The sequence below is a fragment of the Fibrella aestuarina BUZ 2 genome (assembly GCF_000331105.1).
Classification (GTDB): Bacteria; Bacteroidota; Bacteroidia; order Cytophagales; family Spirosomataceae; genus Fibrella; species Fibrella aestuarina.
The window spans coordinates 2,871,672-2,897,812 of record NC_020054.1; the positions used below are offsets into that span (position 1 = coordinate 2,871,672).

Below are 26,141 nucleotides of genomic sequence, written 5' to 3' on the forward strand. Positions count from 1 at the left end.
GCAAACTGGTGCTTTAACAACCGCAAAACGCGCAGGCTGCTCGGGGAGGGGCAATAAAAAACCACTTACGGGTTGATTCGTAAGTGGTTTGTGGGTACGTGTACAACTGCACGACACGGCTGGAGCACTGGGCTTATTTATCCGTTCGGAAGGGCGAGGCGGGCAGGCCTTCTTTGTTGTACAGGTTGGCATGAACGGGGTTGTCGGCCCAGGCATAGCGCACGTATTGCGGCGACGGCACTTCATCGCTGCTCACCACGACGGTGTTGCCGACGATGCTTGCTTTGGCCCAGACGAATTTCTTGTCGGCGCCTGCAATGGCGAAATCGCCCAGTTCCTCGCCGTCGTTGGCCATTAACCCGCCCCCAACGTTCGTAAAGCTGACCACGACTTTGTTGCCCTCGACCGTCGCTGACTGGTACAACGGCCCCGAATACACCAGATTCTCGTTGTAGGCCAGTTTCTGAGCCGCCAGCGCCAGCCGTTCGCCCACGCTTTTTTTATTGTCGGGGTGGATGTCGTTCCATTCGCCCAGGTCAATGGCGACGGCCATGGCCGTGTTAGGCGTGGATAAGGCGTTGAGCTGGGCTTCCCGCAACAGCGCCCAGCCACTTTCGGAAGGCTGATAGTTGTAGTCCATGAAGCCCGGCAGTTGCACGTATAGAAACGGCAATGGTCCCTGGTTCCAGCGGTTGCGCCAGTCGTTGATCAGCGCGGTTTGCAGCGTTTGATACTCCTGTGGCCGCCCCGCGTTGCTTTCGCCCTGATACCAGCAGAACCCTTTGATGGCATACTGGATTTCGGGGGCGACCATGGCGTTGTAGAGCGCCGTTGGCTGGTTTTGGGCGTTAATGCCCCCGCCAAAACCACCACCCGCGAAGGGCCGATAGGCGGTGCCTACTTTATACTGCCAGGTGCCTTTGAGGTCAACGGTATCGGCACCGGCGAAGATGCAGTAGGGTTTATCGGGCACGAAACCGCCTTTTCCCGCTGTGTTGGTCACCCGCACGACGAACGTGTTCTTGCCCGCTTTCAGCAAGTCGGCAGGTACGTTGTAGCGGCGCTGGGGGTACATGTAGGTGGTTCGGCCCACCGGCTTGCCGTTGATGTAGAGTTCATCGGCATCGACGATCCGGCCCAGAAAGACTTTGGCGGCTTTGCCCGTCATACTGGCCGGTAAGTCGATCTCGCGCCGGTACCAGACTACGCCATTGAGGTCTTTGATACCCTGATCTTCCCAATAGCCCGGCATGTTGATCGGGCGCCAGCCTTTCTGGGTGTAGCTGGTTTCATACCATTTGGCGGGCCCGTTCATACCCAGATCGACGGGTGGCGCGGGCCGGGTGGCGGGGGCGCGGCGGGTCAGGCTGTTGATGTATGTGGTGTCCTTATTTTTTTCGATGGTTGCTTTCTGCGTCGGCAGTTCGCTGAAGCCGGCTTCGCTGATCCAAGCTTCGATGGGGGTGCCGCCCACGCTGGCGTTGATGATGCCGATGGGGACTTTGTAGTACTGGTGCAGCTTTTTGGCCATGAAATACGCCACAGCCGAAAAGGGCCGTACGTCGTCGCCCACGGCTTTTTTCCATTGTCCGTTGGGTACGTCGGTTTGGGGGCCTTGCAGGTTGGTGAGCGTAGGCACCCAGAACTGCCGTATCTGCGGGTAGTTGGCCTGTGCGATTTCGCTGGCGTAGGTTACGTCGTGGATATTAAGCTGGTGCACCATGTTGCTTTGCCCACTGCAAAACCACACATCACCCAGTAGGATATCCTTGACCGTTAGTTGCGTATTGCCGATAACATCCATCGTGAACGGCCCACCCGCTGGCATCGCTGGCAGGGTCACCCGCCATGTGCCGCCCGCATCCGTGGTGGCTTTGTAGCTTTTCCGGTTGAAGCGCACGCTGATTTTCTCCCCGGCTTTGGCCCATCCCCAGATGGTCAGGGGCTTGTCGCGTTGCAGGACCATGCCATCGCTGATCAGGCTGGGTAACCGAAGCTGCGCCTGCGCACCGACACTGAGCAGAAAAAAGAACCAAACGAATCCGATCGTTTTCATCATTGAGGTTGTCGTAGGCGGTTCGCCTGTCTAAAAAACGGGCGTCACAAAAACACCGCTGACACGTGGACAGCGGTGTTTTTGTGACGTTGGTAAAAGGCTATTTCTTTAGCGCAATTACTTTGTCGAAAGCGGGTTTTGGCTGGTTTTTTCGGTCGAAGAGGAGCGGGTAGTTGGTCCGGCCCCGGATGGGCCAGCCATTCAGCCAGCTATCGCCATCGTTGACGCCCCAGAACGTGACGCGGGTGACCTTGTCTTTGTGCTTGAGGAACAGCTTGAACAGATTCTCGTAATCAGAAGCCAGTTGTTGTTGCACACTGTCGGGCAAGGCATCGGGGTAGGGGTTCGACTGGGCGTTGGCCGTCATGCGCTGCCCTACGTCGGCACCCTGAAAATTGCGGGGCAACACCTCAATGTCCAGCTCGGTAAACATCACTTTCACGCCTAACGCGGCGTATTGCAGGATGCTTTCTTCGATGTCTTTGAACGGTACTTTGCCCACGTGCCAGTGCCCCTGAATACCCACACCGTCGATACGAACGCCAGCGGCTTTGATCTTTTTCACAAGCTCAATACAGCCCGCCCGCTTTTTGGGTTGTTCGTTGTTGTAGTCGTTGTAGTACAGTTCCGTTTTAGGCGAAGCCTGCTGCGCCAGCCGGAACGCTTCCGTCACGAAATCATCGCCCAGGTATTGCAGGAACACGGACTTCCGCATGGTCCCGTCTTCGTTCAGCGCTTCATTGACCACATCCCACGAGTAAACCTTACCGCTGTAATGACCCGCCACCGTTTTGATGTGATCGGTAAAGAACGTCCGGATCGAATCGGCACTTTTAATACCCCGAATGAACGACGGCAGTTGACTATGCCAGATCAAGGTATGGCCGTTGATCTTGATGTTGTGCTTCTTGCCGAATTCAATCAGTTTGTCGCCCATCGTAAAATCGTAGGTGTCCCACTTCGGATGCAGCAGCGCCGATTTCATGATGTTTTCGGGCGTGGCCATGTTGAACTGGCTTGCAATGAAGGCCGTCGTGGCCGGGTCGCGTTCCTCGATCTGCGCGTTGTTGAGGCAGGTGCCGATGCCGAAATCCTTTTTGTACGCGTCTTTTAAGGATGGAATGGATTGAGAAAATCCAGCCACCGTCCCCATCATGAACATGGCCGTACTTACAGCCACGTAGTTTCTTTTTAAAATCATTGAGATATACTTTTTTGATGGACTACTTAACTTATAACGACGAAGCCTCAAACAAGTCGTGACGCCAAATTGGGCTACGGGCGCCTGCTAAAAAAAAGTATGTAAAAACAGAATTGTGTCATTCAATCGAAAAAATAAAGGTTCGATTGAATGACACAATTTTTTATTGCTTGGCGAGTTTCATTTCGCCGCGCTCACTTTTTACAACTAGTTCTTTGTCAGAGACTAATTCGCCAGTATACGTCATTTTTCGGTCGTTAAATGAGATGGTGTACGAAATCTTTTTGCCATCAACAGTGCCTTCCTGTAGTGGAGACTCTCCGAATTGAGTCTTCCAGGTTCCGGTTAATTTGTTTCCCTCTACCTTGAAAGTATAGTTTACCTCAAAGGTACCGTTTGGGGTTTCGCGGCTGCCTTTCCAGCTGCCGTCAATTGGGTTCTGTGCGAATGCCACAATAGTGACAAGCGATAAGAATAAAGAAAAAAACAACGTTTTCATGGTAAAAAACTGGGGTTTTGGTTAACTAATTAGTTGAAAAGCACTTGTGAAAATTGAAACAGATCGTGCCGCCAGACGGGCCAGGTGTGGCCACCGGCGTATTCGCTGTAGCTGTATTTGACGCCCAGCTCATCGAACTTCTTCATCATGAGCTGGCAATTCTGGTAGGCGATGTCTTCTTTGCCACCCATCGAAATCCACAGGTGCTGAAGGTTGCTGTTGATGGTGCTGGCGTTGTCTTTCATGAAGGCATACTGCGGATCGGTCAGCTTGGGGTTGTTGGCAAACCAGCCCGAACTGAACACGCCCAGATTCGAGAACAGGTTGGTGTTCTTGATGCCCGCATACAACGTCTGTAATCCACCCATCGACAAGCCCGCGAGTGCCCGGTTCTTGGCGTCGGTCTCGACCCGGAAGTTGCTTTCCACGAAGGGAATAGCGGCCAGCTTTAATTCGTTTTCAAACGCCTTCAGCACGTTCTCGTTGAAACCGGCCAGGCCACCCGCGCTCACGTTGCCGTCGAGCATGGCGATGATCATCGGTTTGGCTTTGCCTTCAGCGATCAGGTTGTCGAGGATCATATCCGTTTTGCCCTGTGTCGCCCAACCGCGCTGATCTTCGCCACCGCCGTGGAGCAGGTACAGCACCGGATATTTGTTGGTCGATTTGTCATAGCCTGGTGGCGTGTAGACGTACATTTCGCGCCAACTGTTGGCGGCTTTGGAGAGGTACCGCTTGATACGGATGTCGCCGTGGGGTACGTCTTTCATGGCATAAAAGGCCCCGTCTTTGTCGGGTATCTCGATACCACTCGCCTGCCGACCCATACCGTAAAACGTTTCGCTGGCCGGGTCGACCACGGCAACTCCGTCGATCAGAACGGAATAGTAATGAAAGCCCCGGCTGATCGAATCGGTGGTGGCAGTCCAGAACCCGGCGGTGTCTTTCACCATGTCGTACTTCTTACCCAGATCGACCTGCACCTTTTGGGCATCGGGTGCTTTCACGCGGAACACAACGCGGTTGTCGGGCAGAATTTGCGGGTATTTGGCGTTACGAATGTTGGTCGCAGCGGGTGTGCCCAACACGCTGTATTTGGTCAGCGATGAGTTGTCTACCGGCTTGAACAGGAACTGGGAGAACATGTACAGGCCGTTTTTCCAGACTTTGAAATCGTGCCCGCCTGCTTCGACATAGTAGATGTGCGGTACGCTGTTCTGGTACAGGTAGTCGTGGGTACGTTTGCTGAACGTGATCAGCCCATCGGCGTCTCCGCACGAAATCCAGAGGAGCTTGAGTTTCTGTTTGGCGTCGACAGGATTCGGCACGAGCTCCTGCGGGGTTTTTGTGTTGGGGGCCGACGAAAAGCCACCCACCCAGGCAAACTTGTCCAGGTTACCCAGCCCGAAATTCAGCGACTGCCCGCCCCCCATCGAGAGGCCCGCAATGGCGCGGTGTTCGCGGTCGGTCAGGGTCGGGTACTTCTTCTCGACAAACGGAATGAGGTCGGTCAGCAGGTCTTTCTCGAACGTGGCGAAGGCTTCGACCTTGTCTTTATCGAAGACGTTTCCAACGGCCCGGTCGTCTTTCATGGCGCGGCCGTTGGGCATCACCACGATCATGGGCTGGAGCTTGTTCTCGGCGTAGAGATTGTCCAGAATGACCTGTGGATTACCACCTTTCAGCCATTCTTTTTCATCGCCCCCAATGCCGTGCAGCAGGTACAGCACGGGGTATTTCGTCTTTTTGGAATAGCCCGGTGGCGTGTACACCAGCGCCTTACGGGTGGTGCCTACGGTTTTCGACGGGTAACTGATCGAATCCAGTTTACCCGTGGCGATGCCCGAACGTACCTGATCGAAGCCTTTCGGCATTTCCTTGTCGGCGGGTTGGGCGTGACTGGTACCACCGAGCACGCAGATTGCTGTCGCTAGTAAGAGGAGTCGTTTCATTGATAGCATATTAAGTGATTGCAATTGGTTTTTTTGTCATCCCGACGACAGGAGGGATCTTCGGGTAAGGCTAAAAACCTCCGGCTACCGAAGATCCCTCGTGCCTCGGGATGACAAAGACCCAGGATGACAAAAGGCAGAAGGATGACAAAAAAGGCTTACTTCTTAAAAATTAAGCTGGCATACTGCCGTAGCGACCGGCGCCAGGTTTGCCACTCGTGCAACGTACCCGGCGACTCGTAATACACGTGTTTGATACCCGCTTTGTCGAGCGCCTCATGGAAGCCTTTGACGCCCGCGTACATGCGCTCCGGCTCCTTCGTGCCGATGCTCACATACACCAGCTTCATCTTCTTGTTGAAGGCATCGGCATCGGCCCAGGCACCGTCATACAACTGTTTGATATCAGCTCCCGGCTGCAAACGCCCCGCTCCGCTGAAACCGCCGATGTAGGCAAACTTGTCGAGGTTGGTCATGGTAGTCTGGAACGTCTGGAAACCGCCCATCGACAGGCCTGCCATGGCCCGGTTCTCACGGTCGGTCAGCGTGCGGAACGACTTGTCAATCATCGGGATCACCTCTTTTACCAGTAGCTCAGGAAAGACATTGGCGTTCATACCACCAGGTCCGGTTGTGCTAACGGGGCGCGTTGGATCGGTGGCGTAACCGCGCTCCATCACCACGATCATCGGTGTGGCTTTTCCTTCGGCGATCAGGTTGTCGAGAATCATGTCCATCTTACCCTGCGTTGGCCAGCCGGTTTCGTCTTCGCCTGAGCCGTGTTGCAGGTACAGCACGGGGTAGCGCTTCTTCGGATTTTCGTCGTACCCGGCAGGCGTGTACACATTGGCCCGGCGCCAGGCCTTGGTCATGTCGGAGTAGTAATTGACCGAACGTACCTGACCATGCGGCACATTTTTGGGCTGGTAATAGGCCATGTCCTTATCGGGAATATCGATGCCGCTGGCCATGCGCCCCATGCCGTAAAACGTCTGGCTCGCCGGATCGCAGATGGCGATCCCGTCGGCGATGAGCGAGTAGTAGTGAAAGCCTTCGCCGACGGGTTCCGTCGTTACGGTCCAGAAGCCGCTGGTGTCTTTCACCATGTCGTACTTCTTCATCAGGTCAATTTGCAGTTTGCGGGCGTCGGGCGCTTTCACGCGGAACACCACCCGATTATCGGGCAGTATTTGCGGGTACTTCTGCCCCGGGATATTGGTCGAGGCCGGTACGCCAGCCGTTTGGGCCTGTACCGTCAGGGTCATAACCCCGATGAGTAGTGTAAGTAACGTTTTCATTGTAAAGGGTTTAGGAAGATTAATTGTCGTTGAGTGGTCATTGTGCTTCGCGGTCATTAAATGGTCATTCGTAGTCAGGCGCTCAGCTGATTCCGCGCTACAATGAATGACCACCTGATGACGCCGGAGGCTAATGACAGCGAAGCATTATGACTATTTCCCCCGTGGCGTGATCATCTGGTACTTACCGCTCAAATGCATGAGGCTGAACACGTAGAGCAGCCCATCATAATACGGGTCGAAATAGCCATCCTCGAATGGCTCCAGTTTGGCATTCCAGAGGGCATCCACAAAATCGCGGCTGTTCTTTTCTTTGTTGATCAGCGACAGCGTAGCGGCCGTGGACACCAGCCCAAGCGAGTGCCGGAGCTTTTTCACCGGTCCGGCCTGAAGAATTGTCTCGGGTCTCGACCCATCCAGGTTAAACTGGTCTTCGTAGGAGTCCATGCCCTTCGAGCGCAGAAAGTTCTGGAAGCGTTTGGCATAATCTTCCTGCCAGGCTTTGTCTTTGCCCGACCAGGTGTAATCCATCGCAATGTTCATGGGCACCCGCCACGAATCGTACCGGAAGGCCGAAACTGACCAACGGGTGTCGTGCGGTTTGCCACTAAACTCCGTGTAGTCGGCGTTCAGACCCGTTACGGGGTGGCAGGCACGGTGCAGAAATACCCGCGACGTGTCAGCACATTCCTTATAAAAGGCTTCATGGCCGTCTTTGGCGTACAGTACCCAGGCGTCGTAAAACGCGGGCAGGTGGTACGACGGGTCGGTCCATTTGTAGTTGCTGCCTTCGGGCACGAACGAAATCTGCTTGGCGTCGGTGTTGATCAAGTTGTAGATGTTGCCGGTGCCGTCTTTCTTCCACATCGCATCCAAAATCCGCCGGGCTTCGCCGTAGTAGTTGATGCCCGTGTTATTGCCCCATTTGTTGGCCGCAAACAGCAGACTGGTGATGTAGTACAACTCGCCGTCAGACGCTGACCCTTCCGAGTTTTTCTTCATCGTCTGCGGGTTGATGCTCCACGCAAAATAGGCTTCGCGTGGGCCGCTCTGGTGTTGCAGGTACTTCTTCGACCACCGCCAGATTCGGTCGAACACGTCTTTTTTGTCCAGCTGAACGGCCACCATCATGCCATACGATAGCCCTTCGGTTCGCGCATCTTTGTTCTTCACGTCCGACACATACGCCATCGTATCACCGACTTCAAAGTAAACCTTGTTTGGGCCTTCGAAGACGTCGTAATACGCCTTCGCCAGTTTCGCGTCGATGTCCGCCTGTTTGTAGCCCGCTTCCCGAAACAGGTTTCGGTAGTTCGGCTTGCCTGTGTTTTTGCTTTGCCCCAGGACGACACCCTGGCCGCTGCATAACACCGCCAAGATCAGCCAAAAACTGACCTTGTAAATCCCGTTCATTCGTATTGGTTGAAACACAGAGGAGGTTGAGTAGTATGCTGACTATAAGTTTATTCTGGATTTTTGTCATCCCGAAGAATGAGGGATCTTCGGGTGAGGCTGAAAACCTCCGACGACCGAAGATCCCTCATTCTTCGGGATGACAAAAAATGCCCGTTACTTAAACAGCAACGGAGCCATCTCGTGCAGGCTCCGGCGCCAGGTCAGGAATTCGTGGGCTGTCTTGTCCGACACGTACGAAACCGCATTGTAACCAGCCGCTTTCAGGTCGGTGGCGGATTTGTTCACGCCATCGGGTCGCTCTTTACTGCCGCAGCTGATGAACACGAGCTTCGGTTTTGCCTTGTCCTTGAGATCTTCGGGCGCGTAGACGCCACCGCTCAGCAGGCCGTAGTAGCCAAATACCTCCGGCTTGTTCAGCGTAATCGCTTTGGTTTCCATACCGCCCATCGACAAGCCCGCCATCGCCCGGTTATCCCGGTTGGCCATCGTGCGGAAATTAGCATCGACGTAAGGAATCAGTTCGTCGACGAGCACCGTCTGGAAGCCATCAATCTTGAAATCGCGGATTTTGCCCCACTTCACTTCGTTGGTCATGCCGTAGGTCATCACGATGATGAACGGTTTGGTTTTACCTTCAGCGATCAGGTTGTCCATGATCAGGTTGGCGTGTCCCTGATTGCTCCAGGCCGTTTCGTCTTCGCCCCAGCCATGTTGAAGGTACAGCACCGGATACTTCTTCGACTTCTCTTTCTCATAGCCCGGTGGGGTGTACACAAACGCCCGGCGGGGGGTACCGGTGCTTTTCGAGGGGAACAGAATCTGCTGGACATTGCCGTGGGGTACGTCTTTCAGCGCGTAAAAATCCTGATCGTGGGCTGTGATCTCGATACCACTTTCCCAACGCACGGAGCCGTAGTAGTTCTTGGCACCGGGATCGTTGAATTTTCCGCCGTCGATGGTCACGTTGTAGTAGTGAAAGCCTTCATCCATTGGTCCTTCCGTGGTGCCCGTCCAGTAGCCGTCGGCTCCCTTTTTCAGGATGGTGCCACCCCGCCCGCCGAGGCCCAGGCTTACCTTGACGCTGTCGGCTTTGGGCGCAAAGATGCGGAACCGGGCGTAGCCCTGCGAGTTCACCTGCGGGTATTCCTGCCCTGGCTGATTCAACGAGGAGGGTTTGAAATCCTCCGCTACAGCCGTGGGGCTGCTCTGCGAAAAACTGCTGATGCTGATCGTCGTGGCTACCACGAATGCAGCTATTGATTTGATAGTCATTTGGTTATTGGTTTGGGAAAATGAATTAGAACTTATGTGCAGTCACTTTAGAGTCGGTGTTTTTTGTCATTCCGAGGAACGAGGCATCTGCTGAAGCCGGAGGTATTCGTAACCTCACCCGAGGATCCCTCGTGCCTCGGGATGACAAGTTTTCGGAATGACAAAAAGGGGATGACAACAGCTAATCATCACCGAAACAGCTGTGGTAACGTATTCGCCAAATACAGTTTGCAGTTCATCCAGGTATGGCCACCCGGCACGATGAGGGGTTTGACGTTGATCTTCTTCTCGGTGAACATGGCGATGTTCTGCTTCACCGGTTCATACAGAAAGTCGTCCGTGCCGACGCTGATGGTGAACAGTTTCAACTGGCTGTTGAGCTTATTGGCGTCCGGTGTCCAGTTCGTAAAGTTTGCCTTAAACTCGTCGGTGGCCGTGTAAGGGGCGTATGAGCAGACGTAGGCGAAGGTGGAGGGATTGGTGAGGCCGATGTTGAGCGTCTGTCCGCCACCCACCGAAAAGCCTGCCACCGCCCGGCCGTTGCTTTCCTCGATAACGGGGTAATTGGCTTCCACAAACGGCACGATGTCGTTCACCATGTCTTTGGTAAAATCCGGCATTGGGGCCGGGCGCACGTTGCCGTAGGGCATCACGATCAGCATGGGCTTGGCTTTTCCCTGCGCGATCAGGTTATCGGCAATCAGGTTGGCGCGGCCCACTTTGGTCCAGGTTTCTTCGGTATCGGAGCCGCCGTGAATTAGGTACAGCACCGGGTATTTGGTCTTGCCGTTGGGGTTGAAGCCGGGCGGGGTGTAGACCAGCAGCTGACGAGTGGTGCCCAACGTACCTGACTTGTAATAGCGGTAGCTGATTTTGCCGTGGGGTACGTTCTGGAGCGAATGCACCAGCGGCTGATCGCCGGGTACGTCGACAATGCTGCGTTTGAAGCGCTCGTTGGCGAAAATGTACGTGTTGCTGGGATCGGCAATCTGGACACTGTCGACCGTGAAGCTATACGGATAAATATCGGGCTTCACCGGCGGTACCGTTACGCTCCAGATGCCCGACGTGTCTTTGGTCATGGCGACCGGTGCCGATAGAAACTCGCCGGAAACCATCACTTTTTTTGCATTCCGGGAAAAGAACCGGAACGTGATGCTATGGTCTTTGTGCACATCGGGCGAACTGATGGCGGGTGGGCGTTGCTGGGCTACGGCCGAAAGCCCTGAGACAACCAGCAGAATAGATAAAATGCGGTTCATGGTTGGTAGGGTTTAGGGTTGAAACAGCAGTGGTGTGGTGGCGGCAACGTACGTTTTTACATTCATCCACGTATGCCCGCCGTCGGTGATCAGGCTTTTGTAGTTCACCTTTTTCGCCTTCAGGTAGTCCATAAATTCGACTGTACCCTTATACAGGAAATCGTCGCTGCCGACACTCACCCACAGCAGCTTGAGTTGCTTATTGGTCTGCTCAGGTTTGTTCACGATAGGGCTGAAATTACCGTCCATCTCTTGGGGCGACAGGTACGAACTGTAGGCGCACACGTACGCAAACTTGTCCATGTTGCTGAAGGCCGCCCGGAGTGTTTGGCCGCCCCCGCGCGAGAAGCCGCCAATAGCCCGATTCTCGCGGTTGGCGATGGCCCGGTAGTTCTTCTCGATGTACGGAATGACATTACTCACCAGATCGGTCGTGAAATCGTTGGCCCGTTTTACCGCATCGGCTCCATCGCGAACGGTTGGGTCGGCGGGTTTGGAGCCGCCTTTTTGCTCGGCTACCCGAGCCGCGATGTTGCCGTAGGGCATCACGATGATCATCGGTTTCACTTTGCCTTCGGCCAGCAGATTATCCAGAATCAGGTTGGTTTTGCCGACTTTAAAAAAGGTTTCTTCCGTATCCGTCGTCCCGCTGATGAGGTAGTAGACCGGATACTTCTTCGACGGCGACTGATCGTAACCCGGTGGCGTATACACGACGACCGAGCCGGTTGTCCCTTCCATCGAGGGATAATACTCGTAGTTGATCGACCCGTGGGGTACGTCGCGCATGGCGTGGATCAGGGGCTGATCGCCGGGTACGTCGACGAGGCTGGCCTTGAATCGCTCATTGGGAAAGAACGCGACGTTGGCGGGGTCCATCACGGATACGCCATCCACCCGAAAGTTGTAGGGGTAAATGTCCGGTTTGACGGGGCCGACCGTTACGCTCCAGATACCCTGGGCATCTTTGGTCATGGCAACGGGTGCTTTCTCAAACTGCGCGCTCAGTTCCACCGCTTTAGCCTGCGGAGCCTGGTAGCGGAAGGTAACGGTCTTGTCGGCGTTTACCTGCGGCGACACCACCAGCGGGCCACGGGGCGGTTGGGCCAGTGCCCCGGCGTACAGGCTAATCAGGGCTACCAGCAGCCCTAATTGGCGGAGTAATCGGTTGTTCATAAGGAGCTAAGGTTTAGGATTTGTTTTTCATTAGGAGCTTCTGTCATCCCTCGTGCCTCGGGATGACAAAAAACTCACTGCGTAATCACATCCACGTCCGCGTAGCCCGACGCTGAGCCCTCCTGCGTGTTTTTCAGGGCGCGGAGTTTGATGTATCGGGCTTTGATTGGGTCAAACGATTTGGTTTGCCAGACCGGACTGTTTTTAATGTTCGAAAACTCGCCTTCACTAACTCGCTTCCAGGTCGCGTTATCGGTGGATACGTCAAACTGATAGTGGGTGATGATGCTGGCTTCTTCCCACCAGTTCTGGGCGGGCAGATACCGGAAACCGACCAAACGTTCTTCCTTACCTAGGTCAATGACCAAGTCCGCAGGCATCGCCTGACTCTTAGGCTGCTGCCACGACGTGCCGGGGTTGCCATCCAAAGCCTGATACGCCGATTTGGCATCGGTATTCAGCACTTTCCAGGCCGAGCGGGCGATGTCGAATTTTTCGTCGCTGGGTACGCTGCTCTGTTTTGTGAACCGGTTGTAGGCGATGGCCTTGACGTCCACTTTGCCGGTGCCGGTTTTGACGGGCGCCGTGTATTTACTGGATGAGGCCGTTGGCGTGCTGCCGTCGAGGGTGTAGTATACGTCCGATTCGGTGTCCCCCGGCTTTATGGCGATCTCGCCCGTCTGATTGCGGGTGATGACGGGGGGCGACAGGATCAGGGGGGCATTATATACGGCCAGATTCGAGATCAACGGGCTGCCTTTGGCGTCCAGAATGGTGAGGCGCAGTTGCGTAGCTTCAACGGTCGGAAAGCGGAGGATGCGTTTATAGCCAATGGTCGTTTGTTTGTCAATCTCTTTCCAGCTGCCATCAACCATAGCCTCGAGTTTGAATGATTTGACCCGTTGCCCCAGTCGGATGGGCTCCTGCACCAGAAACCGATTAAACGCCGTGGGTTTGTTGAAATTCAACGTCAGCGACGCCTTACGGGCGTTATCATCCGTGGCCCAATAGCTGTCCAGGTCGGCATCAATGGCTTTGCTGGCGTCGTAAGTTGCGCTTTTCCCGCGAACCTCGGAGGCCGTTGCTTTCGCGGTTTTCGCCAGATTCACCGCAAAGGCTTCTTTCCGGGCTTTGGCGAAGGCCTGCACGGCTTTTTCGTCCAACTCGTGAATCAGACCGTTGGGCATGATCGGAAAGTTGAGCAGTAGCGTTCCGTTTCGGCCGATGGAATTGTAATAGGTGTCCATTAACTGGGGCAGCGTTTTTACCTTCCGATCTTCGCGTTCGTGGTAAAACCATTCGGGGCGGATAGAGGTGTTGACTTCGCCTGGTACCCAGGCATTCCCGTTTTCGACACCATGCCGTAACATCTCTTCTGGTACGTCGCCGGTGGCATTCAACAGGCTCCAGTTAGTTTCGCCGACGTATCCAGCTTCGGTGCCTACCCAGCGCAGGTCGGCCCGGTCGCCCCCGTCATTCCAGATCACGATGTTGGGCTGAAGCTTCCGCACCAGTTTGTAGGTGTTCGGCCAGTCGTAGTACGTTTTCGCGTCGATCTTGCGCGTCTCGTTGGCCCCGCCATAGTAGCCCGACCCGCCGTTGGCGCCGTCGTACCAGACTTCGAAAATGTCGCCGTAGTTGGTCAGCAGTTCGGTTAGCTGGTTGCGGAAGTAGGTGATGTAGTCGGGCTTGCCATAGTCGGCGTGGTTCCGGTCCCAGGGCGACAGGTACACGCCGAACTTCAGGCCGTATTCTTTGCAGGCATCGGCCAGCTCGCGCACCACATCGCCTTTCCCATTCTTCCAGGGTGCTTTTTCAACTGAATAATCCGTGTATTTCGACGGCCACAGGCAGAAGCCGCTGTGGTGTTTGGCGGTAAAAATGATGCCTGTCATCCCGGCCTCTTTGCAGATCCGGGCCCATTGCCGACAATCGAGCTTGGTCGGGTTAAACAGCTTCGGGTCTTCGTTGCCGAGACCCCAGGCCATGTCGGTGTAGGTGTTGATCGAAAAATGGATGAAGGCATAGTACTCCATTTTCTGCCAGCGCAGCTGATTGGCGCTGGGCAGCGGGCCAACGGGCTTGGGTGCGGTTGGCTGAGCCAATCCGGCAAGACCCGTCAGCAAACAAAGCATCAGCAGCGTGAAAAAAGACTTAAGCATAGGAAGCAATAGCAAAGAATTACCAGGTCAATTGAACGAAGGATACACCCTGCCGGGGCAGGTCGAAGGTTAGCGTCGTCGTACCGTTAGCGATCGCTTTTGAGGTTGGGGGCGTCAGCTCCTGTAGCTGTCCGGCTTTTTCGAGCGCCTTATACTGATCGGCCGACACCTGCTGCGGACCACCCAGCGACTTCCAGGCCTCAAACGAATTGCTGTGCTGGTCATCGACCCGGTAATGGCGAACCTGCACCTTGTTTTTGCCCAGGCCGCTCACGGTCAGTTCGACCGGGGCCGCCGCGCCAGGTACGTTGTCGTCGTGGTAATTCCAGACCATCACACAGACCGAGTTCGGGCTTTTGCTGGCGATCGCGTTCACGTCGTTACCGGTCCTGACGCCGTTGGCAATGATGTCGGTCGCCTTCAGTCCGTTACCGGTTTGGACCGAAAGCCGTTGACCGTTCATCTTGCCGAACATCCGGAATACGTTCAGCACGGGTTTATCGACGCCGTGCGTGGCCAGGTCGCGGAAACCGGCGAACCACGGCTGATCCTCAAACTCGAACGACCAACTCACGGCCCCGCGTAGGTTTACCTTGTACTGATCCATCAGCTCGTAGATGCGGGCGAATGACGACGCCGTGTAACTTGAATACATCGTCCCGTTGCGGTAGCCGTATTTGGGGTCACGCGTGGCCGAGCAGGCGGCACAACCTTCAGGATCGCATTCGCCGATGATGATGGGTATGTTTTTGAGTTCGGAAAACGAATTGACCGCTTCAAACGCACGCTGTACATCCTTCAGTTGCACGCCCATGTTCATACGAATGTGGCCATCGACAATCTCGGGATTTCCTTTGGCGTGAAAGCCGATGTATTGCAGCGGTGTCCCGACTTTGCCCGTTGCGTAGTTCTGGCCCCGCAGGCAATGCTCAATGAACCGGGTTAGGTACGAGTACGCTTTGTCGCTGCGTGGGCTAGTGGTGTGCGGCCCGCCGATGGTGCATTCGGGGCAGGCGCGTTTCAGGCCGTCGGCGGCATAGTCGTAGGTTTTACAGTATTCGTCGAACGTACCTGACCAGTAGCCAATGTCCGGCTCGTTCCAGACTTCCCAAAGCCACGAGGTCACTTCCTTTTTTCCGTAGCGGTCAATGGAGTGCTTCGCCCATTGGTACACCAGTTCACGCCATTTGTCGTAGTCTTTCGGTGGGTACGTCCAGCCCGTCCAGATGGTACCGTTCTTGCTCCAGGTATGGGCGTACGGTTCGGGTTTCGACGATAGGTCTTTGGGCATAAACCCGATTTCCATCAGCGGCTTCATACCCCGTTTGATGTACGTATCCACAATGCTGTCGACCGTCACCCAGTTGTAAACGGGCTTGCCGTTGGCGTCTTCTTTGTAGGCATCGGTGAATCCCCATTTCAGATCAGGGCCGGGACTTTCACCTTTGGATGTCAGCAGATTGTGCGCCCGAACATAGACCGGCACGGGACTCAACTGCTGTAGTTCACTCAGCAGTTTCTGGCCGTCGTTCCGGGTGGTGTAATTGGGTTCGTCATAGCCGAAAAAGGCCCAGAACGGCTTCATCTCGCCCACGGGTTTGCCCGCATCCACCCGAATGGACACCGGCGTCTGTTGCGCAGGAGCAACCCGACAACACAGCAGCAAAAAAGAAAGGAGGATGATACGGTTCATGGGTAAGTGATCAAGGAATGAGCGTTTTTATTCAGTCCTATAAAGATAAAATCAATTGGCAGTCAGCCAGTTGTTGGCCTTCATCCAGGCAAATAGCGGCTCCATCCAGCCGGGGTGTCGGAAAATAAAACCGTGGTCGCCTTTGGGGTACACGTGCATTTCGACGGGCACTTTCTGGCGGCGCAGCGTTTCAAAGTAAGCGATGCTGTTATCGACATCGACCAGCTTATCGTCGGCCGCGTGGGTCAGGTACGTCGGGGGCGTGTTGGCACGTACCTGAAGTTCGTTCGAAAAGAGGTCGATGTCGGCCCGCGACGGGTTTTTACCCAACAGGGCGTCGTGCGAACCGCCGTGCGTCAGACTGTCGCGCATGCTAATCACGGGATAAACCAGGATCTGGAAATCGGGACGAAGGCTGGTGTTGCTGGCATTGTCGACATACGCTTTCTCGAAATGCGTGGCGGCTGTCGAGGCCAGATGCCCCCCCGCCGAAAAGCCCATGATGCCTATTTTGCCGGGGTCGAGGCCCCATTTGGCCGCATTCTCTCGAACCAGTTTGATGGCCTGTTGCGCATCCTGCAACGGACCGATTTTCTTATCGGCCATGATGGCGTCGCTGGGCAGGCGGTACTTCAGCACGAAGGCGGCAATGCCTTTTTCGGCCAGTGCTTTCGCCGTGCCGACGCCCTCGCCATTATACACCACCACGCTATAACCGCCACCGGGAATGATAATCACTGCCGCCCCCGATGCCTTGTCAGCCGCTGGTTTAAAGTATTCCAGCGTGGGCTTGGTAACCCCTCTGAACATACCCCTCTCCGCCGACTCCTGCACGTCCGACGCTTTTGAGTTAGGAACGGCTGCGGTATACAGCGGAATGATTTCCTGGGCGTTGGCAACTGGCGAGGCTAGTAGCAGTCCGCTTACCAGCGCGGACGTGATGTATGGATATTTAAAACTAAAGCGTTTCATAGTGTTAAGGTCCAGTATCATTTTGAGCTTTTGTCATCCCGTTGTTTTTTGTCATCCCTCCTGCGCCGGGATGACAAAAAACAACGGGATGACAAAAGCCCATATTCTTCCCTAATTCGTCGCCGTCGGTTTATAGCCTAGCAGCGACAGCATCTGCGCGGCATACCGTTTTCCCAGTTCCCGATAGCCGGCAGCATTGAAGTGCAGGTCGTCGGCCGAATCCGTGCAGCCTGCCGACGAAATCACGTGGGCATTTTTGATCGTTTGCGGCAGCGTGGCGATGATTCTGTTCATACTGGCACATTTGCCATTCTGATCAGCGTTGACCGTCTCACCGGCTAGCAGCGGCACTTTTCTGGGTTTCAGATCCAGGTCGTTCATCAGGTTATCATACACCACTTTCACTTTTTGGGTCCAGAGCGTATCGCCCGTGTTCGACTCGCCCTGATGCAGCAGAATGCCTTTGATCACCCCGTCTTTCTGCGCCAGCTTCGCCATTTCGACCAGTCGGCCGTACGGGTTTCCGCCGTATTCCCCGATGAAGTTTTTCATCCAGCCGGGTATGTTGGTCGTGTAGGAGGTGTATTGATCTTTGTCGAACAACTCGATCCTGCAGCCACCCACGGCTACGTTGATGACACCCACCCGGACCTTTTCGGGCAGGTTCGCCACCAGTTCCCGACCAAAATAATCGGCGGGTGTAAGCCCCGTGCGGCACCGGCAGAGGGGCGGTTTGGCGGTGTACCAATTCCCTTTGCTTCGGTTGATGGCCGGGCAGTCGACCGCTTCCATTACCTGAAAACGGGGGTTTACATCGACGGTATCCTGCGCTTCGATTCGGGCGTTCCCCTCCATGTTCGATTGCCCGAAACAGAGGAAGATGTAAAAGTTTTTGTCCTGTGCGACAGCGTTCAAGCTCAGCAGAACGAGCCCGATCAACAGGAAGTTACCAGTTCGCTTCTTCATGGGAGTTAGTCGGTTTAGGAGGTTTATCGTTTCTGCCAAGATGCTGATTAGGAACGACTATTTTTGAAACTGAAGGGCTTTAATGGTAGCCACGTTGGCCTGGCCGGCGGGAAATTTCACAAACACATCGTGATGGCCCGAGACACCTTTGATGGATTGACGTACCGTTTTCCAGTCTGTCTTACCACCGGTTGATTTGAACGGGATACTGGCCATCTTTTTCCCGCTGGTCAGATCGTCGAGCCACAGTTCCAACGTACCTGACGTGCTGGCTGATAGCTGGACCTGAATCTGTTTGGCTGCCTCGTTTCCGCTGCCCAGATCAACCCCCGACAGCATGAACCAGCCGCCCTGATCGGAGTCGTTGGTAACGCCCGCCTCCGCCGCCTCGCCCACCTTTTCGACACCGTAGTAGTTGCTGTAACCAACGGCTGGTAAGCTGGAGAAACCGTCTTTGCAGACGAAGAAGTCGAAGTCGGCGGGTTTACCCTCGGCAAACAGCCCCAGACTGGTGCCCACCCACGAGTTGAAGTTCGGCTGGGATTTGTCGAGGTTCTCCGCACTGATGGGCGCCCCGATGGATGACCACTTCCTACCGTCACCGCTGTAATAGCCGGATAACTGATGCTCATTCCGCTCCACTTTCAGCCAGACCACATTCCCGATCGAATTGGGTACCATGCGCACGGCCGTATCGAGTTTGAAGACGAGTGTCTTGCCGGTATCGAAGCCGCTGTAGAGTTGCACAAACACCCGCTGGTTCCCGTTGGTCAGGTACAGGCCAGCTTTCGTAGCGGCATCCCCGGCATTGAGGTCGACGCGGGTGACAGCGGAATAATAGTGGTCTGTTTCCTTCTGCATCAGGTGCACACGCGCCGTGTCGGGCGAGAGACGTACCCAGCCTTTCCGGGCCGACAGCGAATAGCGATTGGCGGCCCGTTTGGTCAAGAAATGCCAGTTCATCGACAGCGTTTCGCTATCGAACTGGTCAGACTGTGCGCTCCGCCACCGAATGCCTGATTTGGGCAGGTTGGGCTTTGGTACGGGTTTGGTAGTAGGTGCCAGCCCCCACGGCCGGTCACCTTCCCAGATCACCTGATACAGGCTGGTCTGCCGGCCCATGCCCGACCAGTCGGCCCCTTGTAGCGGCTTTTCGTAGCTCTGGCCAATCGTCCACCAGGTCCCATCCGCCAACTGAATCGGTGCCGAAATGTGGTTCGGCCGACGGAAGCCCGTTTTGGGATCGGTGATGGGTTTGAAGAAATCACCCAGGCGTTCCCACTGGGTCGAGTCGGCGGTGAGGGCTTTGCCGCGCATGGCGTACTGCCCCCCCGACACGTCGCCCGCTGGAAAATAATAGTAGTAGCCGTTGCGCTTGCACATCACCGGCCCTTCGGCCCAGCTGTACTGGAGTTTGGCGTTGACCCAGTCGAGATCAATGACCGACGAAGTGAGCTGCCCGTCCCGGCCCAGTTCCTGAATCCGGTTGGTCTTCTGGCCATTCTTGATGACCATATACGGCTTGCCATCATCGTCCACAAAGATCGAATTGTCGTAACCGAGTGGTCCCGTTTTGGGGTCGCCCTTCACCCGCACCGGCTCCGACCACGGTCCTTTGGGGTCGCTGGCTTTGGAGAACCACTGCCCGTTGGCCGAGAAGTAGATCCAGTACGAGCCGTAGAAGTAGGTGATCGCTCCCTGCCAGATACCCGCCGAGGGCCGGTCGGTGACGAAACTGGCCGTGGGTGGCACCACGCGGCTGATCACCTCCCAGTGTACCATGTCTTTAGAGTGGTAGATGGGCAGGTAGGGCGTGAAGTGGAAACTGGACCCGCAATGGTAAAAATCGTCGCCCACGCGCAGCATCGTCGGGTCGGGGTGGTCGCCGGGCAAAACGGGGTTGACGTACGTTTTTACCTCGTTATAAACCGATTTGTCGCCCGCGCTACGCTGGGCCAACAGGGTACCGTAGGTTAGGAAAAGGGCCAGGATGACCAGCCGTGTATCTATTTTTTTGGGTTTCATTCAACTACCATTTTTCGGTACGTAGTTCACATCGGGTCTCAAGGAACGAGAGCCGTACTCATTTTCCATCAGTTCACTAAAAGCGCGGCCCCGTTCGTCGGGATCACCCAGTTCACTTCCCCATTTTTGGGCAGTTTGGCCGTGGTCACCTTGCCCGTCAATTGCGCATCGTCGCTGTAGAGCTTGTACTCGGCACCGGCGGCGATCATGGGCAATTTCAATGTCAGCTTAACGGGTTCTTTTTGGGCATTCACCCCGGCTACGTACCATTTCGTGCCCTGCCGGCGCGCCAGCACCACGTATCGGCCCGGATAGCCGTCGATGTAGCGAACTTCGTCCCAGGTGGTGGGTACGGTTTTCATGAAGTCGATGGCCCAGGCTGGGGCGTCGGTGAGGTTGTTGGGCGCCAGGGCAAAGTGCTGAACGCCACTCTGAAACAGGACTGCCGTGGCCAAGGCGTACACGTCGGACGTAACGCGTTTTGAGCCCCGGTTCGGTGTGTTATTGGCGTTGTAAAATTTGTTCAGCGCGCTACCACCAAAGTCCATGCTGCCCACCGTGTTGCGGATGAACGGGTGGATGGTGGCGTTAAAGGCTTCCCTGTCATTACTTCCTTGCGAAAAAGCCAGGTTTTCGCTGGCCAGCACGGCTTCGCTGGCTGCGTAATTAGGGTACATCCGTTCCCAGCCGCGGGGAAGCGTCGAGCCGTGAAAAATGCACAGGATACCGAAGTCGTTGGCGTCGTACAGAATGTCTTCGTACAGCTTCATCGTCTCCTGCTTGTCGCCGCCAAAAAAGTCGACTTTGATGCCCTTTACGCCGATCTTCTTCATCCAGGCCATTTCCTTCCGGCGGGCAATGGTGTTATCCATAATGCCGCGTGGCCCTTGTGGGGCGTCGTTCCAGTAGCCGTTGGAGTTGTACCACAAATACAGGCTAACGCCCTTGCTGGCTCCGTATTTGGCCAGTTCGGCTATTTTTTCGCGGCCGATCTGCGTGTCCCACAGCGCATCGACCAACACGGTTTTGTAGCCCATGGCCGCGCTGAAATCGATGTAGCGAACCTGCTCGTCATACACTGTGCGGCCATCCATGCCGATGATCCAGCTCCAGCTTCCCTTGGTGTACTCGTATGGCTGAGACCCCTCATAACGCGGTTCAACGACATCGAACGGCACGGTGGTCTCAACGATGGGAGCCAGCGTTTCGCCGACGGTAATGGTACGCCAGGGCGTTTCGCCGGGTAGCGGAATGCCGGGTGCTGAGGTGCCGATGCCGTTGTTTTCGTCGGGCATCGGGAAGCCGATGGTATACAAGCCGTCGGTATGGCCAATCAGGCGGCTGCCGCAGTAGCGGCTGTCGACGCCCGTCTCGGAAACCAGTACCCAGCCGTTGGTATTGACTTTGAACAGGCAAGGAAAGGTGTAGCCATTGCCCCGGCCGTTTTTGCCCAGCGTGTCGTCGACCGTATACGGAATCTCGTAGCTGGGCATGGTTCGGGCAAAACCCACCATCGCTTTGCTTTGCGCCGACAGAAACGTGGTGGTACCGGCTGGAAACGCAAAGCCCGATGCTTCTTCGTTGATCACGCAGGAGCGCGACGCCTTTTGCGGGTACACTTTGTAGCGGAACGCCACGTCGTTATTACTCACCCGGAACGTAATGTCGATGGCGGGCCTGTTCTCTTTGGTGTAAGACAGTACGCCTTCGTTGGCCACATAATGCACCTTACGTTGCTTGATGTTCGGCAACTCGTAGGTGTTGTCAAGCTTGGTGATCGCCAGCGCTTTGCCCATCGCCAGCCCTTCGGTGAAATCGCCCACATTGGTTTTCAACCCCAGCGGTGATTTCATGACGAACGGTTTGCCATTCAGCGACACACTATAAGTTGGCTTCCCACTGTCCAGCGATAGCGTCACCAGCAATTTCCCGTCAGGGCTACTTATGACCGGATTTGTTGTCTGCGCTTGGCTCACATACGCGCTACAGCACAGGCACAGTGAGAGAATAAGGTATTTCATAAATCGTTGCGTTACTTTTTGACTAATTCATTGGCCGCGCCAGCCAGCATGATGTAAGCCGAGCAGATGTCGATGATGACTTCGTTCTCGCCCCACAGGAACGGCCAGTCTTCGCGGTTTTCGGGGAAGTCGGGCTTCAGGACCATGATGCCCGGCACCACCCCACCGGCGATGTAGCTGAAATCGGCGCGGTTGCTGCCGTAGGTGATCTTCTTGGAGCGCGTACCCACCGCCGACACAAACGAGAGGTTATGGTACGGGTGGCACCCGAAAAGGTAGTTCAGCCCTCTGAAGACGTACTCCGGGCTGATGATGTCCGGGAAATGCCTGTTGGCGTGGTAGTTCGTAATGGCCCAGCTGATCACCTGCTGGTTGCTGCCCCAGCCGCCCCGTGTACCCGCCGGCACGCCGTACGGATTCTGTTTGGTAAGCTCATCATTCGAGGCCTTGAACTTGACCACGTAGTCTTTCAGCTTCGTCTGGTAAGCCTTATTCATAAACGGGTACGCTTGCAGGGCAGCCGTCAGAACCTGGCCAACGTTCCGGTCAAGGGCGGGCCAGATGGCGTCGGTGAATTTTTTGGCGTAGCGGTCGTCTTTCGTTGTGATGTACAGTTGCAGGGCCGCGGCCATTTCGGTGTTCCGGCGGAACAGGGCAAAACGAGACGTATCGGTGTTGGGCTTGCCGTCGTTTTCGTCCCACAGCTTCTTGGCGTACGTCAGTGCCTGCGTCGATAAGGTATCGTTGAAACCGTTCAGCGCCCGGCTGGCGGCGGCCAAAGCGGCGGCTGTGTTGTAATCCAGAAACGCCGAACGGGTGGTGAAGGCCCAGCGGTCGTCCAGGGTGCCGCTCGATTTACCGTCCGATTCGTAGGGCTTCAGGTTCGGATTGTAGGGCAGGTTGTCGGTTTCGGTATTCGCGTCGCCTAGGTGGTGATACTGGTGCAGATTTGGCACGATAATGCCCCGCACCGGATGCCCGATGTTTTTAACCTGTGCCACCAGATTCAGCGTGCCGTGCTCAATCTGCTGCAACAGATCCGGTTTGCCATCGGGCCGGTGAATATCCACGTACTGCCGCCCCTGATCGATGCGCGTTTCGTCGCGGTTGAGTTTCAGCTTTTCCCAGGCATCCACGAAGTTCAGGATCGTGGTGTTATGCGAGCCAGTCTGAATGTCGAAATCACCCGCATCGAACCAGCCGCCCACGCCCAGACCCGGAATACGTTCCAGCGGCTTGTACTTCGTGTCGGTTTTGTCGCCCATTGAATACCCGTCGAAATGCTGCTGGTTGAGCGGCGCCTGCAAGGCATCGTCTTTGAACGGCGCCCCGTGCCATACGCGGTAGGCTTCGTTTACCGTCATGTGGTCCATCTGCACCGGAAACCAGACGTCGAGCGTTGGGTGCCAGGTCTTTTCGTACACATCGGCCGAGATGGGGAAAATATTGGTTTTCTGGTCGCCGTACTGGATGAAATAAATGCCCGGCTCTTTCACCGAACTGAAATCGAATTTGGCGTAGTTGTAGCGCAGGAATTTCCCCCAGTTTGTAACGGGCCCTTTCAGCTTCTCGATCTGTTTGCCATCGGCCATCACCTGAATCAGCGACGCCGTTTTCAGGGCCTGATCGGCCTGGTCCAACTCGATCACCGCTACTTTTTCCTGCCCCGGATTGTAACCCACTTGCGAGAATTCGAGTACGGGCGCGCGTTTCCAGTTGGGGATTACATTGGGTTCCAGGTACCAGGTGAGCACCTTGCCGGTTTTCCCGGCGGGCAGCAGACTCCGCACAATGAACCAGCCGTTCTGAGCCAGATTCCGCCCGTCGAATAGCATCAGCTCCGTTTCCGATTGAATCCTGACCATGTGTTCGGCATCGTCGGGGGCCAGCACCATGGTTTTGCCCGACGTCAGCGGGGCCGGTACGATAAACTCGGGTTTACCCCGCTCCTCGAAGGTGTTGTGGATGCCAAACTGCTGAATCTTCTCCGAGAGGGGCTCCGTTTTGGTGTTGCTGGCCGGATACAGCGGGAACGTACCTGGCTTGCCGTCAGCTAGATACGACTTCTCGAAATAAGCAGAGGGCACGAACTCCAGGTTGAAACCAGCTTTGCCAACCACTTTTGCGGGGAGTGGTTTGTCGAGGTAGACGTTGATTTCGAAGCCGTTGCCTTTGGCGCTGACGACCACCCGCGAGTCGAAATCGACTTCCTGATACCGGAGCCCAACCTCAATGCTGTTGGTCGCCTTGTCTACTTTGCGCGAGGTCATCTTCGGCACCAGGTCCCACTGTTCGGGCGTGTGCTGCAAGCGTACCGCACCGCCCGTCGAGGTACGTACCCCGTGGTGAATCAGCTCGATACCGGCCGTTTTTTCATCGAAGAACATGCCGTTGTACTGGCTGCTGAAAACCAGTACGTTGAGCCCCGGTATCTCGAAATACTCCGAGTCGTTCAGCTTAACTTTCTGGCAAAAGGCGGTTGTCGTGGCCAGGAGCAGCAGGAACAAACCCGTTGCCCGAGAACCCCGATACATCAATGTCGTTTTCATAAAAAGAGGAAGGGTTTAGTTCGGCAGGAGGGAGGCACCAGACTAGTTCGCCTGGGCTAGTTTGTCGCTGATTCGGAAGTAATCGAAATCGGCAAAACCACCCGTCTGTGAGGTGGCGTAAGTGAACAGGCCAAAGCGGTAGCCCATAAAGTGCGGGATGGTGTACGGCATTTTCAGCGGGTCGCCAATGGCGGTCCAGCTTTTACCGTCGAGGCTGTAGAAGAAATGGGCCGTGTCTTTGCGGTCGCGGAAATCGCACTCCGCTTTCAGGTAGACCGTTTTCTGGCTCAGCGGCACGCGCTGCACCTCCACCGGCTTGCCCGAACTGGCATTGACCATCACGATCGACGTCGCGCCGTTTTCCCTCTTTACACCCACCAGCCCGTAGTTTTTTTGCAGCAGGCTCAGCCCGGCAAAATCGCCGTCTTTCAGCTTCGACGCATCCAGCATCGTCGACCCGGCCGATTCGGAACCGATGGTCCGCTGGGTGAGCGTGTTGCGGGCCATCACGAACGAGGTATCCGTGCGGCCGGTTTTCAGGCGCAGAAACCCTTTCCGTTCCGACACCGACCAGAGGCTATTATCGGGATTGTGGTTCCACTGCCACACCAGCGGCAGGGCAGGGTCGCCTTTCTTGCGGGTAAACTCGTCGGAGTTCACGATGCCGGGAATCAGGCCTTTGCTGGCGGGGAGATTGAGCGTTTGGGGCACTTTGCCGTTTTCGCCCAGTACCGGCCAGCCATCTTTCCACTCGACGGGCACCAGATACGGGATGCGGCCCACCCCACCAAAATCGCGGAACAGGTACGAATACCACTTGCCGTCGGGCGTGTCGATCAATCCACCTTGGGCTACACCCAGATCCTGCAACGCCACGCGCCCTTCCCACGGCCCGGTGATCTTGTCGGCGCGGTGGATGACCACCGTCCGCATGCCCCCGCGCGGCCAGGTAATGTTGAACAGGTAATACTTGCCATTTACCTTGAACAACTGCGACCCTTCGGCGGGCAGGCCCCCACCCGTACCCGATGGCGTGCTGGCGTTCTCGATAATGACCTGCTCAGTCGTGCCGGGTTTCACGCCCGACGCATCGGCCGTCAGCTCGACCAGCCGGAGTTTGCCCGCGCCGTAGATCAGGTACGTTCGGCCGTCATCGTCGAAAAACAGGCTGTGGTCGTGGTACGACGGTTTGAACGATACTTCTTTCCAGGGCCCTTTTTCGATGTTTTTAGTGGTGTAGACGTGAGTCCGGCCGCTGGTCTGGGCGAAGGTGGTCGCGTAGTACAGCCCGTTGTGGTAGCGCAGGCTGCTGGCCCACGACCCGCGCCCGTAGGTGCTTTTGCCGTTATTCAGGCTCATCGCGTCGGCCGTCGTCAGCGTGTCGTAAGCGTAGCCCACCAGTTGCCAGTTGATCAGGTCGTTCGACTTCATAATGGGCAGTCCCGGACTTAGGTGCATGGTGGTGCTGCTCATGTAGTAGGTATTGCCCACCCGAATCATGGCCATGTCAGGTACGTCGGCAAAAATGACCGGATTCCGGGCCGTCTGGGCGTCGGCAACGTACCTGAACAGGAGTAGGCAGGCAAGAAAAAGAAGTCGGTAGCGGGTAGGTTTCATACAG

Annotated in this window: 17 protein-coding genes; all 17 read right to left on the bottom strand. The window is 55.8% G+C overall.

Annotated features, from left to right (window positions below; genetic code table 11):
- Positions 1-133 precede the first annotated feature (133 nt).
- Complete coding sequence (locus tag FAES_RS11780; protein ID WP_015331434.1) at positions 134-2,059, bottom strand: sialate O-acetylesterase; 1,926 nt, start codon at positions 2,057-2,059, stop codon at positions 134-136.
- 97 nt (positions 2,060-2,156) lie between these two features.
- Positions 2,157-3,257 (bottom strand): endo-1,4-beta-xylanase, encoded by a 1,101-nt coding sequence (locus FAES_RS11785; RefSeq protein ID WP_015331435.1) that lies wholly within the window; start codon positions 3,255-3,257, stop codon positions 2,157-2,159.
- 163 nt (positions 3,258-3,420) lie between these two features.
- Positions 3,421-3,756 carry a hypothetical protein gene (locus tag FAES_RS11790; RefSeq protein WP_041257801.1) on the bottom strand — a complete coding sequence of 112 codons (336 nt, stop codon included), beginning with the start codon at positions 3,754-3,756 and terminating at the stop codon, positions 3,421-3,423.
- A gap of 29 nt (positions 3,757-3,785) precedes the next feature.
- Positions 3,786-5,708: an alpha/beta hydrolase-fold protein gene (locus FAES_RS11795; protein ID WP_041257802.1), complete on the bottom strand. Its 1,923-nt coding sequence runs from the start codon at positions 5,706-5,708 to the stop codon at positions 3,786-3,788.
- A 158-nt stretch (positions 5,709-5,866) separates the two neighbouring features.
- Entirely contained in the window at positions 5,867-7,006 is a 1,140-nt protein-coding gene (locus tag FAES_RS11800) for an alpha/beta hydrolase-fold protein (RefSeq protein ID WP_041257804.1), read from the bottom strand.
- Between the two features lie 153 nt (positions 7,007-7,159).
- Entirely contained in the window at positions 7,160-8,419 is a 1,260-nt protein-coding gene (locus tag FAES_RS11805) for a family 8 glycosyl hydrolase (protein WP_015331438.1), read from the bottom strand.
- A gap of 156 nt (positions 8,420-8,575) precedes the next feature.
- On the bottom strand, positions 8,576-9,694 hold the full coding sequence (locus FAES_RS11810) for an alpha/beta hydrolase-fold protein (protein ID WP_015331439.1): 1,119 nt from the start codon (positions 9,692-9,694) through the stop codon (positions 8,576-8,578).
- Between the two features lie 188 nt (positions 9,695-9,882).
- Positions 9,883-10,956 (bottom strand): alpha/beta hydrolase, encoded by a 1,074-nt coding sequence (locus FAES_RS11815; RefSeq protein ID WP_015331440.1) that lies wholly within the window; start codon positions 10,954-10,956, stop codon positions 9,883-9,885.
- Between the two features lie 12 nt (positions 10,957-10,968).
- The gene (locus FAES_RS11820) at positions 10,969-12,132 is read right to left on the bottom strand and encodes an esterase (protein WP_015331441.1); all 1,164 of its coding nucleotides are present in this window, start codon (positions 12,130-12,132) and stop codon (positions 10,969-10,971) included.
- 74 nt (positions 12,133-12,206) lie between these two features.
- Entirely contained in the window at positions 12,207-14,294 is a 2,088-nt protein-coding gene (locus FAES_RS11825) for a discoidin domain-containing protein (RefSeq protein ID WP_015331442.1), read from the bottom strand.
- 19 nt (positions 14,295-14,313) lie between these two features.
- Positions 14,314-15,987 (bottom strand): GH39 family glycosyl hydrolase, encoded by a 1,674-nt coding sequence (locus FAES_RS11830; protein WP_015331443.1) that lies wholly within the window; start codon positions 15,985-15,987, stop codon positions 14,314-14,316.
- Between the two features lie 51 nt (positions 15,988-16,038).
- Positions 16,039-16,959 carry an alpha/beta hydrolase gene (locus tag FAES_RS11835; protein WP_041257806.1) on the bottom strand — a complete coding sequence of 307 codons (921 nt, stop codon included), beginning with the start codon at positions 16,957-16,959 and terminating at the stop codon, positions 16,039-16,041.
- A gap of 111 nt (positions 16,960-17,070) precedes the next feature.
- Positions 17,071-17,925, bottom strand: a complete 855-nt coding sequence (locus FAES_RS11840) for a sialate O-acetylesterase (protein WP_015331445.1) — start codon at positions 17,923-17,925, stop codon at positions 17,071-17,073.
- A 57-nt stretch (positions 17,926-17,982) separates the two neighbouring features.
- Complete coding sequence (locus tag FAES_RS11845; protein WP_015331446.1) at positions 17,983-19,950, bottom strand: family 43 glycosylhydrolase; 1,968 nt, start codon at positions 19,948-19,950, stop codon at positions 17,983-17,985.
- Positions 19,951-20,018: 68 nt separating this feature from the next.
- Positions 20,019-21,971 (bottom strand): glycoside hydrolase family 97 protein, encoded by a 1,953-nt coding sequence (locus FAES_RS11850; protein ID WP_015331447.1) that lies wholly within the window; start codon positions 21,969-21,971, stop codon positions 20,019-20,021.
- Between the two features lie 11 nt (positions 21,972-21,982).
- Entirely contained in the window at positions 21,983-24,520 is a 2,538-nt protein-coding gene (locus FAES_RS11855) for a glycoside hydrolase family 9 protein (RefSeq protein ID WP_015331448.1), read from the bottom strand.
- Between the two features lie 42 nt (positions 24,521-24,562).
- Positions 24,563-26,137, bottom strand: a complete 1,575-nt coding sequence (locus tag FAES_RS11860; RefSeq protein WP_015331449.1) for a glycoside hydrolase family 43 protein — start codon at positions 26,135-26,137, stop codon at positions 24,563-24,565.
- Positions 26,138-26,141: the final 4 nt, after the last annotated feature.

What these genes read in the sequence shown, in the direction of transcription:
- FAES_RS11795 (WP_041257802.1), bottom strand. Translation starts at nt 5,708, where the DNA reads ATGAAACGACTCCTCTTACTAGCGACAGCAATCTGCGTGCTCGGTGGT.
- FAES_RS11800 (WP_041257804.1), bottom strand. Translation starts at nt 7,006, where the DNA reads ATGAAAACGTTACTTACACTACTCATCGGGGTTATGACCCTGACGGTA.
- FAES_RS11785 (WP_015331435.1), bottom strand. Translation starts at nt 3,257, where the DNA reads ATGATTTTAAAAAGAAACTACGTGGCTGTAAGTACGGCCATGTTCATG.
- FAES_RS11810 (WP_015331439.1), bottom strand. Translation starts at nt 9,694, where the DNA reads ATGACTATCAAATCAATAGCTGCATTCGTGGTAGCCACGACGATCAGC.
- FAES_RS11790 (WP_041257801.1), bottom strand. Translation starts at nt 3,756, where the DNA reads ATGAAAACGTTGTTTTTTTCTTTATTCTTATCGCTTGTCACTATTGTG.
- FAES_RS11855 (WP_015331448.1), bottom strand. Translation starts at nt 24,520, where the DNA reads ATGAAAACGACATTGATGTATCGGGGTTCTCGGGCAACGGGTTTGTTC.
- FAES_RS11780 (WP_015331434.1), bottom strand. Translation starts at nt 2,059, where the DNA reads ATGATGAAAACGATCGGATTCGTTTGGTTCTTTTTTCTGCTCAGTGTC.
- FAES_RS11815 (WP_015331440.1), bottom strand. Translation starts at nt 10,956, where the DNA reads ATGAACCGCATTTTATCTATTCTGCTGGTTGTCTCAGGGCTTTCGGCC.
- FAES_RS11820 (WP_015331441.1), bottom strand. Translation starts at nt 12,132, where the DNA reads ATGAACAACCGATTACTCCGCCAATTAGGGCTGCTGGTAGCCCTGATT.
- FAES_RS11850 (WP_015331447.1), bottom strand. Translation starts at nt 21,971, where the DNA reads ATGAAATACCTTATTCTCTCACTGTGCCTGTGCTGTAGCGCGTATGTG.
- FAES_RS11860 (WP_015331449.1), bottom strand. Translation starts at nt 26,137, where the DNA reads ATGAAACCTACCCGCTACCGACTTCTTTTTCTTGCCTGCCTACTCCTG.
- FAES_RS11840 (WP_015331445.1), bottom strand. Translation starts at nt 17,925, where the DNA reads ATGAAGAAGCGAACTGGTAACTTCCTGTTGATCGGGCTCGTTCTGCTG.
- FAES_RS11835 (WP_041257806.1), bottom strand. Translation starts at nt 16,959, where the DNA reads ATGAAACGCTTTAGTTTTAAATATCCATACATCACGTCCGCGCTGGTA.
- FAES_RS11805 (WP_015331438.1), bottom strand. Translation starts at nt 8,419, where the DNA reads ATGAACGGGATTTACAAGGTCAGTTTTTGGCTGATCTTGGCGGTGTTA.
- FAES_RS11830 (WP_015331443.1), bottom strand. Translation starts at nt 15,987, where the DNA reads ATGAACCGTATCATCCTCCTTTCTTTTTTGCTGCTGTGTTGTCGGGTT.
- FAES_RS11845 (WP_015331446.1), bottom strand. Translation starts at nt 19,950, where the DNA reads ATGAAACCCAAAAAAATAGATACACGGCTGGTCATCCTGGCCCTTTTC.
- FAES_RS11825 (WP_015331442.1), bottom strand. Translation starts at nt 14,294, where the DNA reads ATGCTTAAGTCTTTTTTCACGCTGCTGATGCTTTGTTTGCTGACGGGT.